This window comes from Vibrio profundi, assembly GCF_043642225.1.
Lineage (GTDB): Bacteria > Pseudomonadota > Gammaproteobacteria > Enterobacterales > Vibrionaceae > Vibrio > Vibrio profundi_A.
The window spans coordinates 23,719-39,363 of sequence record NZ_JBHZSF010000018.1 but is presented as its reverse complement, the minus strand read 5'-3'; the positions used below and the strand labels follow the sequence as shown (position 1 = coordinate 39,363).

General features: G+C 44.4%; 16 protein-coding genes. 3 read left to right on the top strand and 13 right to left on the bottom strand.

The window, feature by feature from the left end; genetic code table 11:
- Positions 1 to 90 precede the first annotated feature (90 nt).
- The 13 genes from ACHUFI_RS20080 to ACHUFI_RS20020 form a co-directional block, all read right to left on the bottom strand.
- Positions 91 to 972 (bottom strand): ParB/RepB/Spo0J family partition protein, encoded by an 882-nt coding sequence (locus ACHUFI_RS20080; RefSeq protein WP_394252408.1) that lies wholly within the window; start codon positions 970 to 972, stop codon positions 91 to 93.
- A 26-nt stretch (positions 973 to 998) separates the two neighbouring features.
- Complete coding sequence (locus ACHUFI_RS20075) at positions 999 to 1,772, bottom strand: ParA family protein (protein ID WP_394252406.1); 774 nt, start codon at positions 1,770 to 1,772, stop codon at positions 999 to 1,001.
- 14 nt (positions 1,773 to 1,786) lie between these two features.
- A complete protein-coding gene (gene rsmG, locus ACHUFI_RS20070) occupies positions 1,787 to 2,419 on the bottom strand; it encodes a 16S rRNA (guanine(527)-N(7))-methyltransferase RsmG (RefSeq protein WP_394252404.1) in 633 nt (210 codons plus the stop codon).
- Entirely contained in the window at positions 2,419 to 4,314 is a 1,896-nt protein-coding gene (gene mnmG, locus ACHUFI_RS20065; RefSeq protein ID WP_394252402.1) for a tRNA uridine-5-carboxymethylaminomethyl(34) synthesis enzyme MnmG, read from the bottom strand. The genes rsmG and mnmG overlap by 1 nt, the downstream gene beginning before the upstream one ends.
- 487 nt (positions 4,315 to 4,801) lie before the next feature.
- Complete coding sequence (gene mioC / locus ACHUFI_RS20060) at positions 4,802 to 5,236, bottom strand: FMN-binding protein MioC (RefSeq protein WP_394252400.1); 435 nt, start codon at positions 5,234 to 5,236, stop codon at positions 4,802 to 4,804.
- 49 nt (positions 5,237 to 5,285) lie between these two features.
- On the bottom strand, positions 5,286 to 6,647 hold the full coding sequence (mnmE, locus tag ACHUFI_RS20055) for a tRNA uridine-5-carboxymethylaminomethyl(34) synthesis GTPase MnmE (protein ID WP_394252398.1): 1,362 nt from the start codon (positions 6,645 to 6,647) through the stop codon (positions 5,286 to 5,288).
- Positions 6,648 to 6,776: 129 nt separating this feature from the next.
- A complete protein-coding gene (yidC, locus tag ACHUFI_RS20050) occupies positions 6,777 to 8,396 on the bottom strand; it encodes a membrane protein insertase YidC (RefSeq protein WP_394252396.1) in 1,620 nt (539 codons plus the stop codon).
- Between the two features lie 2 nt (positions 8,397 to 8,398).
- Positions 8,399 to 8,656 carry a membrane protein insertion efficiency factor YidD gene (gene yidD, locus ACHUFI_RS20045; RefSeq protein WP_394252394.1) on the bottom strand — a complete coding sequence of 86 codons (258 nt, stop codon included), beginning with the start codon at positions 8,654 to 8,656 and terminating at the stop codon, positions 8,399 to 8,401.
- Positions 8,623 to 8,946: a ribonuclease P protein component gene (gene rnpA, locus ACHUFI_RS20040; RefSeq protein WP_394252392.1), complete on the bottom strand. Its 324-nt coding sequence runs from the start codon at positions 8,944 to 8,946 to the stop codon at positions 8,623 to 8,625. Before rnpA ends, yidD begins: the two co-directional genes overlap by 34 nt.
- Positions 8,947 to 8,991: 45 nt before the next feature.
- Positions 8,992 to 9,126: a 50S ribosomal protein L34 gene (rpmH, locus tag ACHUFI_RS20035; RefSeq protein WP_004735800.1), complete on the bottom strand. Its 135-nt coding sequence runs from the start codon at positions 9,124 to 9,126 to the stop codon at positions 8,992 to 8,994.
- Between the two features lie 206 nt (positions 9,127 to 9,332).
- A complete protein-coding gene (locus ACHUFI_RS20030; RefSeq protein ID WP_394252390.1) occupies positions 9,333 to 10,070 on the bottom strand; it encodes an amino acid ABC transporter ATP-binding protein in 738 nt (245 codons plus the stop codon).
- Positions 10,067 to 10,738, bottom strand: a complete 672-nt coding sequence (locus tag ACHUFI_RS20025) for an amino acid ABC transporter permease (RefSeq protein ID WP_137359555.1) — start codon at positions 10,736 to 10,738, stop codon at positions 10,067 to 10,069. The genes ACHUFI_RS20030 and ACHUFI_RS20025 overlap by 4 nt, the downstream gene beginning before the upstream one ends.
- 119 nt (positions 10,739 to 10,857) lie before the next feature.
- The gene (locus tag ACHUFI_RS20020; protein WP_394252387.1) at positions 10,858 to 11,607 is read right to left on the bottom strand and encodes an amino acid ABC transporter substrate-binding protein; all 750 of its coding nucleotides are present in this window, start codon (positions 11,605 to 11,607) and stop codon (positions 10,858 to 10,860) included.
- A gap of 310 nt (positions 11,608 to 11,917) precedes the next feature.
- Between ACHUFI_RS20020 and dnaA the strand changes: the two genes are divergently transcribed.
- The 3 genes from dnaA to recF all read left to right on the top strand — a co-directional run bounded on the left by dnaA (position 11,918) and on the right by recF (position 15,633).
- Positions 11,918 to 13,324, top strand: coding sequence for a chromosomal replication initiator protein DnaA (dnaA, locus tag ACHUFI_RS20015; RefSeq protein ID WP_394252385.1), 1,407 nt, complete (start codon positions 11,918 to 11,920; stop codon positions 13,322 to 13,324).
- Positions 13,325 to 13,425: 101 nt separating this feature from the next.
- Positions 13,426 to 14,526, top strand: coding sequence for a DNA polymerase III subunit beta (dnaN, locus tag ACHUFI_RS20010; protein WP_394252383.1), 1,101 nt, complete (start codon positions 13,426 to 13,428; stop codon positions 14,524 to 14,526).
- A gap of 27 nt (positions 14,527 to 14,553) precedes the next feature.
- A complete protein-coding gene (recF, locus tag ACHUFI_RS20005) occupies positions 14,554 to 15,633 on the top strand; it encodes a DNA replication/repair protein RecF (RefSeq protein ID WP_394252381.1) in 1,080 nt (359 codons plus the stop codon).
- The last annotated feature ends 12 nt before the right edge of the window (positions 15,634 to 15,645 follow it).

Genomic DNA, 15,645 nt, shown 5'->3' with positions numbered 1-15,645 from the left:
GCAGCAAAAAGTTACAGTTTTGTTTACAAACCGACAACTTTCGAACAAAATTTAATTAATTACATAATTGACTTAAATCAATTATCTCATTTAGCTCTCTAGCTTGGCAATCAATTGCTCTAATTTGTGAGGCTCATCAAGACTAATTGTGATTTTTGACTTCCCACTAGCAGAACGAACAATAGATACCTTCCCTTGTATTATTTCACTTAATCTCTGTGACATATCTATTACTTCTGCGTCTTGAGGCACGCTTTCTTGCTCAACTTGTGGTGTTAAGCACTTTTTCACTAACTGTTCCGTTTGACGTACTGTCAGTTGCTTTTTCGCAACCGTTTCCGCAACCTCTGCTTGTTGGGCACCTTCAAGCGCCAATAATGCTCTGGCATGGCCCATTTCAAGCTGTTTCGCGACGACTAGCGTCTTCACTGACTCATCAAGTTGATTCAATCGAAGTAAGTTACTCACAGTAGTGCGTGATTTACCAATCACCTCTGCGACTTTTTGATGAGTCAATTCAAATTCATTTTGTAAACGTTCCAAAGCTTGCGCTTCTTCGATTACGTTTAGATCTTCACGTTGAATATTTTCAATCAATGCCATTGCAATCGCCGCGCGATCTTGCACTTTCTTGATCAAACACGGGACTTGCTTTAGCCCAGCTTGACGAGCGGCACGCCAACGACGTTCACCGGCGATGATTTCAAACTGATCTTGAGCGATAGGTCGCACAACGATAGGTTGGATAATACCTTGAGATTGAATAGAAGCCGCAAGCTCTTCCAATGCTTCCGGAGCCATGTCTTTACGAGGTTGATAGACGCCAGGTTTTAAACTGGATACAGAAAGTTCAACCAATTCACCTTCTGCTGAAAGTGCTTGGCTATGAGTAGCAACTTGCTGTTTTTCACGAGCTAATGAGCTAGTTGCTAATAATGCATCTAGCCCTTTTCCTAAACCACGCTTAGACATTTGAGCGAATCCTTCGGTTGGAGTTGTTATACAGGGACTTCTTCTCGACGTAACATTTCTCCAGCCAGAGCTAAATACGCTTTGGCACCGGCAGAATATTTGTCGTAGTACATTGCTGGTTTGCCATGACTTGGGGCTTCAGCTAAACGTACATTCCTAGGAATAACGGTTCGGTAAACTTTATTACCAAAATGCTTTTTGAGTTGATCGGACACTTCATTCGACAGGCGATTGCGAGGATCATACATGGTACGAAGTAAACCTTCGATCTTAAGATTCTCGTTCACAACAGCAGCCAGTTTACTGATGGTATCCATCAATGCTGTTAAACCTTCTAACGCAAAATATTCACACTGCATCGGAACCAATACGGAATCCGCTGCAGCCATCGCATTAATTGTAAGAAGGTTTAGAGAGGGAGGGCAATCGATAAAGATGAAATCATAGTTATCGCGAACTCCAGCAAGTGCATTCTTCAAACGTACTTCACGCGCAAATACTTCCATCAACTTGATTTCAGCCGCAGTTACGTCTCCGTTCGCTGCAATCAAATCATAGTTTCCGGACGTGCGGCGACAAACTACTTCATCAAAATGTGTATCTTCAACCAACAAATCGTAAGCAGATGCTTCTACTTGGTATTTGTCGACACCACTTGCCATGGTCGCATTGCCTTGCGGGTCTAAATCAACAACTAAGACTTTACGTTTCGTTGCAGCCATTGACGCTGCAAGGTTAATGCATGTTGTTGTTTTTCCTACGCCACCTTTCTGGTTGGCTATTGCTACGATTCTACCCACGATGGCCTCGCTGTTTATCCCTTACGCGATAAAGTTACTAAATGGCGCTCACCTTCTAGCTCAGGAACCACTAATGATTTAATGTCGGTCACTGAGCACCATTCAGGTAGCTGATCAATTTCATCTCTAGGATGTTGTCCTTTGAGAGCCAAAAATACACCGGATTGCTCTTTAGGTAAATGATGACACCATTCCACCATGTCTGTCATTGAAGCAAATGCACGACTTAGAACACCATCAAATTTTTCTTCTGGTTGGAACTCTTCTACGCGACTTTGAATCGGTGTCACGTTTTGTAGTCCTAACTCATGCACCACCTGCTTAATGAAGCGAATTCGCTTGCCAAGGCTATCTAACAAAAAGAATTCACATTCTGGGTTCATGATAGAAAGTGGGATACCCGGTAAGCCAGGGCCAGTGCCCACATCGATAAAGCGTTGTCCTTGCAAGTGAGTACTAACAATAACACTATCTAGGATATGTTTAACCATCATATCGAGTGGATCACGAACAGAAGTTAGGTTGTATGCTTTGTTCCACTTATTCAACATTTCTACGTAACCGACCAACTGCTCTCGCTGCTTGTCCGTTACTTCAAGTTCTGTTTGGCTTAATAGCTGATCAAGCTTTTCTCGTAATGCACTCATTATGCTTCTTCACCCTTTTTCAATAAGCCATGTTTTTTCAAGTAAACAAGCAGAATAGAAATCGCAGCTGGCGTAATACCAGAAATACGAGAGGCAATACCAATCGATTCTGGTTTCGCGGTAGACAGTTTCAGGACAACCTCATTGGATAGTCCTTTTACTTGGCTGTAATCCAAATCTAATGGCAGTTTAGTATTTTCGTGGCGAAGTGATTTTTCTATCTCATCCTGTTGACGTTGGATGTAACCTTCATATTTCACTTGGATCTCAACTTGCTCAGCCGCTTGTTGATCTTCTAACGCTGGCGCAAAACGATCCAGTTCAGTTAGCTGTGAATAAGTCATTTCTGGACGACGTAAAAGATCTTCACCGCTCGCTTCACGAGACATTGGTGTTTTCAGGATCTGGTTTAACGCGTCAATATCTTCAGACTTTGGATTAATCCAAGTTTCTTTCAGACGCTGACGCTCCTTCTCCATGTTTTCCATTTTCTCATTAAAACGAGCCCAACGAGCGTCATCGACGAGGCCAAGCTCACGCGATTTCTCAGTCAAGCGGATATCCGCGTTGTCTTCACGAAGTAATAATCGATATTCCGCGCGAGACGTAAACATACGGTAAGGTTCTTTAGTCCCCATAGTTGAGAGGTCATCGATGAGTACGCCCATATAAGCCTGATCACGGCGTGGGTTCCAACCTTCTTTACCTTGTGTAAACAAACTTGCGTTTAAGCCGGCCATCAAACCTTGCGCAGCAGCTTCTTCGTAGCCTGTCGTACCATTGATCTGGCCAGCAAAGAATAAACCTTTGATAAATTTGGTTTCGTAAGTTTGTTTTAAATCTCTAGGATCGAAGAAGTCGTACTCAATCGCATAGCCAGGACGGGCAATATGCGCATTCTCGAACCCTTTCATCGAGCGAACAATTTGTACTTGAACATCAAAAGGCAGGCTTGTTGAAATACCATTAGGGTATAGCTCATGCGTTGTTAGCCCTTCAGGTTCAATGAAGATTTGGTGGCTACCTTTATCAGCAAAACGCATCACTTTATCTTCAATCGATGGGCAGTAACGCGGGCCAATACCTTCGATCACACCTGCATACATTGGGCTACGATCAAGGTTGTTACGAATCACTTCATGGGTCGACTCATTTGTGTGCGTGATGTAGCACGGAATTTGGCGAGGTTGCTGCGAACGGCTTCCCATGAATGAGAAAACAGGCGTCGGGTTATCGCCGTGCTGAACTTCAAGTTCAGAGAAATCAACGCTGCGAGCATCAATACGAGGAGGCGTCCCTGTTTTTAAACGATCCACTCTAAACGGGAGATCACGAAGGCGGTTAGCCAGAGCGATCGATGGTGGATCTCCGGCACGACCACCTGAAGAACTTTCCATACCAATGTGGATCTTACCACCTAGGAAGGTGCCGACCGTCAGTACCACCGCTTTCGCATGAAACTTCAGGCCCATTTGAGTGACCACGCCGATCGCCTGATCATTTTCAACGATCAAGTCATCAACCGACTGTTGGAATAAGGTTAGGTTTTCAGTGTTTTCTAATGCGGTTCGAACGTACGCTTTGTACAGAGCTCTATCAGCTTGTGCACGAGTTGCGCGTACCGCTGGGCCCTTAGATGCATTTAACGTTCTGAATTGAATACCTGCATGATCAATCGCTTGTGCCATTAAACCACCCATCGCATCCACTTCTTTTACCAAGTGGCCTTTGCCAATGCCGCCGATCGCAGGGTTGCAAGACATTTGGCCCAACGTATCAATGTTGTGCGTGAGGAGTAACGTTTTCTGCCCAGTTCGGGCTGATGCGAGTGCGGCTTCCGTTCCTGCATGGCCGCCACCGACAACAATGACGTCAAATTTTTCGTGATAAAGCATGACCGACCTCAGGTATTCAAAGGAGTGATGGACAATAAAAAGGAGCGATATTCTACCTGTTTTCCTAGCTTGAGAAAACGTTTTTGAAGTTTTTAGATAAGTCGATTTTTAATTAATATAGATAAGATCTTTAAAGAGATCTTTTATTGGATCTATTATTAAGATCGAGCTCTTCTGTGGATAACTCAAAAATGATCAACAAGATCATGGATCTTTTTTGGATCATATCGTGTGATCTAGTTTGGATCATGATGAGGATTTGCTGGGATCAAAAACGCTACTTATACACAGGGGTAAAAAGGTGAGAAAGTTATTATTTGGATAACTATAGGTTTATCACTGGATTTGTCTCTACTTATCAACAGAAGGTTTGGTTAAAAAATGAGCAAACAGTCTCAATTTTTGTTATTTAAGTTATACACATAAACCATTTGATATAAAAAAAGCGGCCAATAGCCGCTTTTGTGGGTCTTTCGAAAAGTACTCGCTAAAGGTTTTTGAGTGTCGCTGCTAGCCACTCTTCCGCTGCATCTTCTGGTACAGGCGTTTCTAAAACATCAATCGTAAAGCAGTCGCTGACTGCATTGGCATTAAGTGTTTCCATCAGTTCGTAAGCGTCTTGACCTGCTGCACAAAAGGTATCGTAGCTCGAGTCACCAATTGCAATCACGGCAAACCGAACGTCACTTAAATTAGGAGATTGCGTTTTCAGAGCGGAAATAAATGGTTGAATGTTATCAGGAAACTCACCAGCACCGTGGGTCGAGGTGACTATCATCCAAAGACCTGAGTGTGGAATCTCATCAAAAGAAGGTTGGTTGTAGATAGCCGTTTGATGGCCATGTTCCTCAAGTAAATCGCTTAGGTGATCACCAACGTATTCAGCGCCACCCAGCGTGCTTCCAGTAATAATGTGGATCATAGTTATTCCTTTCGCTCAAAAAGAAGCGCGGACGAAGCCGCGCTGAGAGTTATTTACCAATACAGAATGAAGAGAAAATGCGTCCAAGCAAGTCATCTGAGCTGAACTCACCAGTGATTTCATTGAGATGCTGCTGAGTGATTCTAAGCTCTTCTGCTAGGATTTCTCCCGCCATGTAACCTTCTAATTGCTGTTGGCCAATATCAAGGTGCTCTGATGCTCTTTCTAAAGCATCAAGGTGTCGACGGCGCGCCATGAAACCACCTTCATGTCCACCAGCGAAGCCCATGCATTCTTTTAAATGCGTTCTTAAAGATTCCACACCTTGCCCGGTTTTCGCAGATAATCGGATAAGCGTAGGATCGTTAACGTGACAAATACCAAGATCTTCATTGGTTTGATCGGCTTTGTTGCGAATGACCGTCATGCCGATCTTACTTGGTAGGCGATCAACAAAGTCTGGCCATATGTCTTTTGGATCCGTAGCGCCTGTCGTTGTGCCATCCACCATAAATAAGACACGGTCCGCTTGAGCTATTTCTTCCCAAGCACGCTCAATACCAATTTTTTCTACTTCATCGGAAGCATCACGCAGGCCTGCTGTATCGATGATGTGCAATGGCATGCCATCGATGTGGATATGTTCACGCAGTACATCGCGTGTGGTGCCCGCAATATCGGTGACAATCGCCGATTCTTTGCCTGATAACGCATTCAACAGGCTGGATTTACCGGCATTCGGTCGTCCTGCAATCACGACTTTCATGCCTTCGCGCATGATCGCGCCTTGGTTCGCTTCTTTACGTACATCATTAAGGTTATCAATGATAGCTTGTAAGTCAGCACTAACTTTACCATCTGCTAGGAAGTCGATTTCTTCTTCTGGGAAATCAATCGCCGCTTCAACATAGATACGTAGATGGATAAGTGACTCTACTAAAGTGTTGATGCGTTTAGAAAACTCACCTTGTAGGGACTGCAGAGCGGATTTTGCGGCTTCTTCCGAGCTTGCATCAATTAGGTCTGCAATCGCTTCTGCTTGAGTCAAATCCATTTTGTCGTTTAGGAAGGCTCGTTCTGAGAACTCCCCTGGACGCGCCGCTCGTACGCCTGAAATCGTTAGAATGCGCTTGATGAGCATATCCATGACAACTGGGCCACCATGGCCTTGCAGTTCTAGGACATCTTCACCGGTAAAAGAGTGCGGGTTCGGAAAATAGAGTGCGATACCTTGATCGAGTTCGGAGCCATCTTGAGTTTTAAATGGAAGGTATTCTGCATAACGAGCTTTAAGCGCTTTACCTGTCACTTCAAGGGCGACTTGGGCTGCCTTCGGGCCGGAAACGCGAATAATGCCGACACCGCCACGTCCTGGTGCCGTTGCTTGAGCAACAATTGTATCTGTAGTCATAACTGTGCCTATTGGGCATTGAGGCTCTCATGGAGCGACAATGAATAATTAATTAGCTGAATTGTAATCAGCTAAAAACAAAAAGGCGACCTTTTGGCCGCCTTTCTTTATCTATTTCTTCGCTGACATTTATTTAGAATGTAAGCCTTTCTTTTCCAACTGCTTGTAAATCAGCGTTTGTTGGATAAGCGTTACAATGTTCGATACTAGCCAGTAAAGAACTAGGCCAGATGGGAAGAACAAGAAGAAGAATGTGAACATAACCGGCATAAAGGTCATGATCTTCTGCTGCATTGGATCCGTTACTGTTGTCGGGCTCATCTTCTGAATTAGGAACATTGAAGCACCCATTAGAAGCGGCAAGATGTAGTAAGGGTCTTGTGCTGAAAGGTCAGTGATCCAACCGAAGAACGGTGAGTGACGCAGTTCAACAGACTCCATTAGTGCCCAGTATAGCGAAATGAAGATAGGCATTTGCAGAAGGATAGGTAAACAGCCACCTAGTGGGTTTACTTTCTCTTTCTTGTAAAGCTCCATCATTTCTTGGCTCATGCGTTGACGGTCATCACCAATGCGCTCACGCATTGCTGTTAACTTCGGCTGAAGCATACGCATCTTAGCCATTGACGTGTACTGAGCTTTCGTTAGTGGGTACATAGCACCACGAACGATGAAAGTTAGAACGATGATTGCTAGACCCCAGTTCACGACTACGCCTTGAATCATAGACAGTAACCAGTGAAGTGGTTTTGCGATGAACCATAACCAACCGTAGTCCACAACTAGGTCTAGGTTCGGTGCTACTGCAGCCATTTGGTCTTGAAGTTTTGGACCAACCCAAAGCGTTGCTTTGAAGTTTGCTTCAGCGCCATCAGCGATGGTTTTGTTTGGCATACGAATACCAATATCGCCTAGGTTACCAATAACACGAGTGTAAAGGTTGCTGCCTGCTTCATCACGTGGGATCCACGCAGATGCAAAGTAGTGTTGGATCATTGCTGCCCAACCTTGGCCATTTGGTAGGTTGATAGACAGGTTACGATCTTGCATATCATCGAAGCTGTACTTTTTGTAGCGAGTATCTTCCGTTGAGTATGCGCCACCGCGGTAAGTTGGCATTGTTAAACTACCGCCATCGTCCATTAGGTTTTGACGCAGGTGAGCGTACATACCGAATGTAGCGTTGTTACCAGAGTGGTTTACGACATCGTATTCAACATCAATCGCGTAATTACCGCGTGTGAAGATAAATGTTTTAGTGTAATCAAGGCCATTCGCTTGGTAAGTCATTGGGATGCGTAGCTCATCCTGACCATCTTCTAGCGTGAAGCTCTCAGCTGAAACCGCGTAATGTGGGCGATTTGTGCTGCTCAGGTCGATACCTTGAGGGCCAACTAGACCACTTTGAGCAATAAATTGGTGACCTTGAATGTTTTTCAGAAGGGTAAAACGTTCTTCTGAATCGAATTCTGCTGCGTAGTCGTTCAGATCAGCTGAAACAACATCACCACCCACTGTATCAATTGACAGAGTTAAAACGTCAGTGACAACTGTGATAGTTTTTGCTGACGCTGTTTGACCCGGAGCCGGATCTAAATCGTCTGCAAAAGATGGTGCAGGTAAGGTGCTGCTTGATTGTGCCTGCTCAACCGCTTGAGGAGCTGGGTTCTTCGCTACATTCCACTGTTGGAATAAAAGGAAAGAAACCAATGCCAATGCGATTAACAGGATATTACGTTGAGAATCCATCGTTATTTATCTCTGTCTTGTTCTTGGACTGGTGGAACGGGGTCATAGCCCCCTTCGTTCAAAGGGTGGCATTTTAATAGACGTTTGCCTGATAACCAACACCCTTTTACAAAACCGTGAGCTTTCAACGCTTCTAACGCATATAAAGAGCAGGTTGGAGTAAATCGACAACGAGGTCCGATGAGAGGACTAATAATCCATCTGTAAAGATAGACTAGCCCAATAGCTAACCACGTGAAGGGCGAGACAGGCGAAGCCATAATTTCTCTAAGAGCTTAAACATTTCTTCATTGCTTAAATCTTGCGCACTCTTCTTGGCGATTACAACAAAATCTTTGTTTGGAAGTTTATGTTGATTGTTACGAAAGCTTTCACGCGACAGGCGTTTGAATCGATTACGACCCACAGCGGTTTTTATCTGCTTTTTCGGAACGGCTAATCCAAGGCGAGGATGAGAAAGACTGTTGTTACGAGCAATGATGGTAAAATGAGGGGAGCCAGCTCTATGAGCTTGCTTGAAGACATTTTGATAATGTTCGGGAGTTAACAAGCGTAACTCCCGACCGAAGGCTAGCTTATTCAAAATAATCAAAGATTACTTAGAAAGACGCTTACGGCCTTTTGCACGACGTGCATTGATTGTTGCGCGACCGTTCTTAGTAGCCATGCGAGCACGGAAACCGTGAGTACGCTTACGCTTTAGAACTGTAGGTTGAAAAGTGCGTTTCATTGTAATTACCTTACTGATCAGTAGTTTTAGGTTTTTGTTAAACCCGGCGTGGGCATTTTTTCTTTCCTTTATATAAGGAATGAAAACCGACGCCTCTCAACAAAGAGGCGGAATTGTAATCACTGTCACAAAAAGTGTCAATGATTGGCTTAACTAAAATTCCGGTCGGGGGATTATACGTACTATGAGCAAAATCTCAAGGATCCTTACTCGATCCCAACCTTATTTAGGAATTTTTTCAATTTTGGATCCTGTGGATTACCAAATATATCCTGTGGAGATCCCTGCTCAACGATGTAGCCATCAGCCATGAAGATCACTCGGTCTGCCACTTCGCGAGCAAACTGCATTTCATGCGTCACCACTAGCATCGTTTGGTGTTGGGTAGCGAGCTTTTTCATTAATGAAAGTACTTCGCCAACCCATTCAGGATCTAACGCTGACGTCGGCTCATCAAACAACAATAATTCAGGTTGGAATGCCATGGCTCGGCCGATGCCAACGCGTTGTTGCTGGCCACCGGAAAGGGCAGCAGGGTAGCTGTCCCCTTTGTCTCCTAGGCCGATGTCATCAAGGATTTGTTGCGCTTTCTCAAGGGCTTGTAGTTTCTTCCAACCTCGAACGGTAATCAAACCCTCAGCAATGTTTTGTCTCGCCGTTAAATGTGCAAAGAGTGCGTAGTTTTGGAAGACAAACCCTGTCTTACGACGAAGCGCGAGCACTTCAGACTTTGAGTGTTTAGCAGTATCGACGGTGATGTCGTCGATGGAGATCTTACCTTGGTCAGCTTGCTCTAAAAAGTTCACACAGCGCAGTAATGTTGACTTACCTGTACCACTGGAACCAATGATAACAATGATCTCGCCTTGCTTGATTTCTAGGTCGATGCCTTTCAGGACTTCAGTGTCACCAAACTGCTTGTGGATATTTTCTAATTTGATCATCGTACATACGCCTTATTTAGCTTGGTCTCGGCCCAGATTTGTACTCGAGTAAGAATGACAACCACACCCCAGTAAATGAGTGCGACGGCTAAGAAAGCCTCGAAGAAGCGGAAGCTGGAAGACGCTTCCATTTGCGCTTTTGCCATGATTTCCGCCACGCCTAAAGTAAAGGCTAGGGAAGTGGACTTAATCATGTCGATGAAATAATTCATTAAAGATGGCAAGGCCACTCGAGTTGCTTGCGGCAGAATAATACGACGCATCGCCTGATTGGTTGTCATCCCCACCGATAAACTTGCTTCCATTTGGCTTCTATCAATACCGATGATCGCCGCGCGAATACTTTCTGCCATGTAAGCGGCAAAGTGTAAGGTTAAACCAATTACCGCAGCACTGAAGGCATCTAAGCCAACTAATAGTGGGAAGACTTGTGGTAAGCCGTAATAAAGGAGGAACAGCTGAACCAGAAGTGGTGTGCCACGGAAGAAACTGATGTATAGCTGACTTAACTGATCCAATACAGGCACTTTAAACACGCGAATGTTAGCAAGCACTACGGCAAGTATTAGTGAGAACACTAGCCCCCATGTCGCCATTTCCATCGTTGTTCCCAAATACTTCAGCAGTATTGGCAGCAACTCGAGCATGTAATTGAAATCAAATCCCATAATGTATCTCTTGATATTGTTTTAGCGTGAGTTTGGTTTGAGTGTTGAGAAGAGAGTAAAACGCAAAAACCCACCGCAATACAACTTAGCAGTGGGTTTTAATTGAATTAAGTGAGTAATTACTTCTGAGTAATGTCCGCACCAAACCACTTTTTAGAAATGTCTGCTAGCGTACCATCGGCGCGCATTGCTGCTAATGCTTCATTAACTTCTGCTTGCAGTTTTTTGCCGTTGTCGTTGTCAACGAAAGGCCATGCGTTTTCAATCGTTTCGAAAGGTTGGCCGGCTAGTTGTAGCGGTAAGCCTGTTTTCTTGATCAGTTCAAGAGCTGATAGACGATCCATTACGAATGCATCAGCACGGCCAAGAGCAACGTCATGCTCAATACCTGTGTCGTAGGTCTTGATGTTGATCTTGTTTTCTTTGTCGTAGCTGCGAAGTAGCTGTTCAAAGTTAGAACCTAAGTTAACCGCAACAGTCTTACCATTTAGGTCTTCAACGCCTTTAATGCTGTCGTTGCCCTTACGAACAGTGATCTGTGCACCGTCGACTACATACGGATCAGCAAATAGATACTTCGCTTTACGAGCATCAGTCATTGTGATTTGGTTAGAGATCGTATCGATACGACCAGTTTCCAGTAAACCAAATAAACCAGAGAAGTTCGCAGTTACGTATTCTACTTTATAGTCATTACGTTTGCCGATTTCATCCCATAGGTCGACTTCAAAACCTTGTAGCTGGTCTTGCTTAACAAAAGTGAATGGGAAATAACGGCCAGACATGCCTACTTTTACTTCAGTAGCGGCTTGAACCGTTGCGGCAGATAGTGCGATAGCCGCAATTGCAGCTTTAATCCAGTTATTCATTTGGTGACTCCTTATATTTATAGAGCAGGATGTTACTGGGAAAATGCTCAATAGAATAAATAACCAGATGTTATTAACCATAACCAGAAGGCATGCTGATTTTGGGGATAAATTCACAAGATCCGAGGATAAGTGGATCATTATGTGAGTAATTTTGGGGCAGTTTGTGCGGATCTTAATAAAATCACGCAAAATATTGTGAATAACTTAGATCTTATTCACTGGAACGTCGATCAATTGCTGGTGATCTGACTTATCAACAGGTAAAATTGCCAGTCATTTCAGATAATTTAAATAGAGTGAGGGCACCGTGTCATCTTCGCTTTGGTTGCAATGTTTGCAACAGCTTCAAGAAGAGCTACCAGCTACAGAATTCAGTATGTGGGTTCGTCCGTTACAAGCGGAGCTCAATGACAATACTCTAACTCTATTTGCTCCGAACCGATTCGTTTTGGATTGGGTTCGAGATAAATACCTCAACAGCATTAACCGACTGCTGCAGGAATACTGTGGCAACGATATTCCGAGCTTACGATTTGAAGTCGGCGCGAAGCGAGTGACGGCCCCTGCGCCTGAACCTATTCGTACGGCTGCAGATGTTGCCGCGGCTTCATCGGCGCCTGCTCAACTGGAAGCGCGTAAGCCAGTGCATAAGACATGGGATAACGATGACGTTGAGGTGGTGGATATCAATCACCGCTCTAACGTGAATCCTAAACATAAGTTCAATAACTTTGTTGAAGGTAAATCTAACCAACTCGGTTTGGCTGCCGCTCGCCAAGTGGCGGGCAACCCTGGCGCTGCTTATAACCCTCTCTTCTTATACGGTGGTACCGGTTTAGGTAAGACTCACCTTTTGCATGCCGTTGGTAATGCGATTGTTGATGGCAAGCCGAATGCAAAAGTGGTGTACATGCACTCTGAGCGTTTTGTTCAGGATATGGTAAAAGCACTGCAAAACAACGCGATTGAAGAATTCAAACGCTACTACCGTAGTGTTGATGCGCTGCTTATCGATGATATCCAATTCTTTGCTAATAAAGAGCGTTCTCAAGAAGAGTTCTTCCATACCTTTAACGCGCTGCTGGAAGGCAATCAACAGATCATCTTAACGTCTGACCGTTATCCAAAAGAGATCAACGGCGTAGAAGATCGTCTTAAATCTCGTTTCGGTTGGGGTTTGACGGTTGCGATCGAGCCACCAGAGCTTGAGACGCGTGTGGCGATCTTAATGAAGAAAGCAGAAGACCACCAAATCCACCTAGCGGATGAAGTGGCCTTCTTTATTGCTAAACGTTTACGCTCTAACGTTCGTGAGCTTGAAGGGGCATTGAACCGTGTGATTGCCAATGCGAACTTCACTGGCCGCCCGATCACAATCGACTTTGTACGTGAAGCGCTGCGTGACTTGCTAGCACTGCAAGAGAAACTGGTCACCATTGATAACATTCAGAAGACCGTCGCAGAATACTACAAAATCAAAGTCGCCGACCTATTATCTAAGCGCCGTTCTCGTTCTGTTGCTCGCCCGCGTCAATTGGCGATGGCTCTGGCTAAAGAGCTGACTAACCACAGCTTGCCAGAGATTGGTGACGCATTTGGTGGTCGTGACCACACCACGGTTTTGCATGCTTGCCGTAAAATCGCTCAGCTTCGTGAAGAAAGCCACGATATAAAAGAAGACTACTCGAATTTGATTCGTACCCTTTCTTCTTAATAAGCAGTATTCTTACACCAGTTAGATGAATTTTGGCTAAGAGCTCGTTGTATAATGAGCTCTTTTATACTTAGAGCCACTTATACCGTTAAGAGCTAGATATGAAATTTACCATTGAACGCAGTCACTTAATTAAGCCACTACAACAAGTATCTGGCGCATTAGGCGGTAGACCAACCCTTCCTATTCTTGGCAACTTATTGCTAAAAGTAGAAGACAATGTGTTATCGATGACGGCGACTGATTTAGAAGTCGAACTGATCAGTCGAGTAACACTAGAAGGTGATTTTGAAGCGGGCAGCATTACCGTACCTTCGCGTAAGTTTCTTGATATTTGTCGTGGTTTGCCAGATAGCTCTATCATCACAGTGGTATTAGATGGCGATCGTATTCAAGTACGTTCTGGTCGTAGCCGTTTCTCTCTAGCAACGCTACCAGCGGCTGATTTCCCTAACATTGAAGATTGGAACAGCGAAGTTGAAGTGTCTGTGACTCAAGCAGAGCTGCGTGGTTTGATTGAAAAAACACAATTCTCAATGGCAAACCAAGATGTACGTTACTACCTCAACGGTATGCTTTTCGAAATTGAAGGTTCGACTCTACGTAGTGTGGCGACAGATGGCCACCGTATGGCGGTATCTCAAACGACCTTAGGCGCTGATTTTGCACAAAAGCAGATCATCGTTCCTCGAAAAGGGGTGCAAGAGCTCGTTAAGTTGTTGGATGCTCCAGAACAGCCAGTGACTTTGCAAATTGGTAATTCAAACGTGCGTGCTGAAGTGAACAACTATGTCTTCACTTCTAAGCTAGTTGATGGCCGTTTCCCTGATTACCGACGCGTAATGCCGCAAAATACCACTAAAACGCTTGAAGCGGGTTGTGATGAATTGCGCTCTGCATTTTCTCGAGCGGCGATTCTTTCGAATGAAAAATTCCGTGGTGTCCGCGTAAACCTAGCAGATAGCGAAATGCGCATTACAGCGAACAACCCAGAGCAAGAAGAAGCAGAAGAAGTCTTGGATGTGACCTTTGAAGGTGACGCCTTAGAAATTGGCTTTAACGTAAGCTATGTGTTGGACGTATTGAACACCTTACGCTGCGAAAATGTGCGTATTTCAATGTCGGATGCTAACGCCAGTGCATTAATCGAAAATGCCCAGGACGACAGTGCAATGTATGTTGTCATGCCGATTCGTCTGTAAATTTGATTCTCACGATATGATGAATTCATGCCTTTATCGCGTTTAATCGTAAAGCAATTTAGGAATATTGAAGCCTGTGACGTTGAACTGTCATCAGGCTTTAACTTTCTTATAGGGCCTAATGGCAGCGGAAAAACCAGCGTCCTTGAAGCGATTTATTTACTTGGACATGGCCGCTCATTTAAAAGCTCATTGACCGGACGAATTATCCAAAATGACTGTAGCGAACTGTTCGTACATGGTCGTTTTATGACATCGGATCAATTTGAGCTACCAATCGGCATTAATAAGCAGCGTGATGGAACCACAGAGGTTAAAATAAGCGGTCAATCTGGGCAAAAGCTAGCCCAATTGGCGCAAGTATTACCTTTGCAATTGATTCATACCGAAGGGTTTGATTTACTAACCGACGGCCCTAAAAACCGTCGTGCTTATATTGATTGGGGAGTCTTCCATAGTGAACCGGCTTTTTATGAAGCATGGGGACGAGTAAGGCGCCTGAATAAGCAGCGTAATGCGTTATTGAAAACCGCCACCAGCTATCGAGAGCTCAGCTATTGGGATCAAGAATTAGCAAGATTGGCTGAAAGTATCAGCAAATGGCGTAGTGAGTACGTTGAGCAGCTAAAAACCATAGCTCAGGACATCTGTACCACGTTTCTACCTGAATACGATATTCAGATGAACTACTATCGCGGTTGGGATAAAGACACCCCATACGCCGAGATACTAGAAAAGAATTTTGAACGAGATCAGCAGCTTGGTTATACCTTTAGCGGGCCCAATAAAGCGGATCTCAAGATTAAAGTGAATGGAACGCCAGTAGAAGACGTACTTTCACGAGGTCAGTTGAAGTTGATGGTGTGTGCATTGCGTGTCGCGCAGGGACAGCACTTAACGGAAATGACAGGTAAGCAATGCATCTACTTAATTGATGATTTCGCTTCCGAATTAGATAGCCAACGTCGTGCTCGCTTAGCGAGTTGTTTTAAGAAGACGGGGGCTCAAGTTTTTGTAAGCTCTATTACTGCTGAACAGATTGCAGACATGCAAGAAGAAAACAGCAAGATGTTTCATGTGGAACATGGCAAAATAGAGCAAGGATAATAAGTCAGAGAG

Coding starts and splice junctions, on each gene's coding strand:
- ACHUFI_RS20080 (WP_394252408.1), bottom strand. CDS start 972: ATGTCTAAGCGTGGTTTAGGAAAAGGGCTAGATGCATTATTAGCAACT.
- rsmG (WP_394252404.1), bottom strand. CDS start 2,419: ATGAGTGCATTACGAGAAAAGCTTGATCAGCTATTAAGCCAAACAGAA.
- mnmG (WP_394252402.1), bottom strand. CDS start 4,314: ATGCTTTATCACGAAAAATTTGACGTCATTGTTGTCGGTGGCGGCCAT.
- mioC (WP_394252400.1), bottom strand. CDS start 5,236: ATGATCCACATTATTACTGGAAGCACGCTGGGTGGCGCTGAATACGTT.
- mnmE (WP_394252398.1), bottom strand. CDS start 6,647: ATGACTACAGATACAATTGTTGCTCAAGCAACGGCACCAGGACGTGGC.
- yidC (WP_394252396.1), bottom strand. CDS start 8,396: ATGGATTCTCAACGTAATATCCTGTTAATCGCATTGGCATTGGTTTCT.
- yidD (WP_394252394.1), bottom strand. CDS start 8,656: ATGGCTTCGCCTGTCTCGCCCTTCACGTGGTTAGCTATTGGGCTAGTC.
- rpmH (WP_004735800.1), bottom strand. CDS start 9,126: ATGAAACGCACTTTTCAACCTACAGTTCTAAAGCGTAAGCGTACTCAC.
- ACHUFI_RS20030 (WP_394252390.1), bottom strand. CDS start 10,070: ATGATCAAATTAGAAAATATCCACAAGCAGTTTGGTGACACTGAAGTC.
- ACHUFI_RS20025 (WP_137359555.1), bottom strand. CDS start 10,738: ATGGGATTTGATTTCAATTACATGCTCGAGTTGCTGCCAATACTGCTG.
- ACHUFI_RS20020 (WP_394252387.1), bottom strand. CDS start 11,607: ATGAATAACTGGATTAAAGCTGCAATTGCGGCTATCGCACTATCTGCC.
- dnaN (WP_394252383.1), top strand. CDS start 13,426: ATGAAATTTACCATTGAACGCAGTCACTTAATTAAGCCACTACAACAA.
- recF (WP_394252381.1), top strand. CDS start 14,554: ATGCCTTTATCGCGTTTAATCGTAAAGCAATTTAGGAATATTGAAGCC.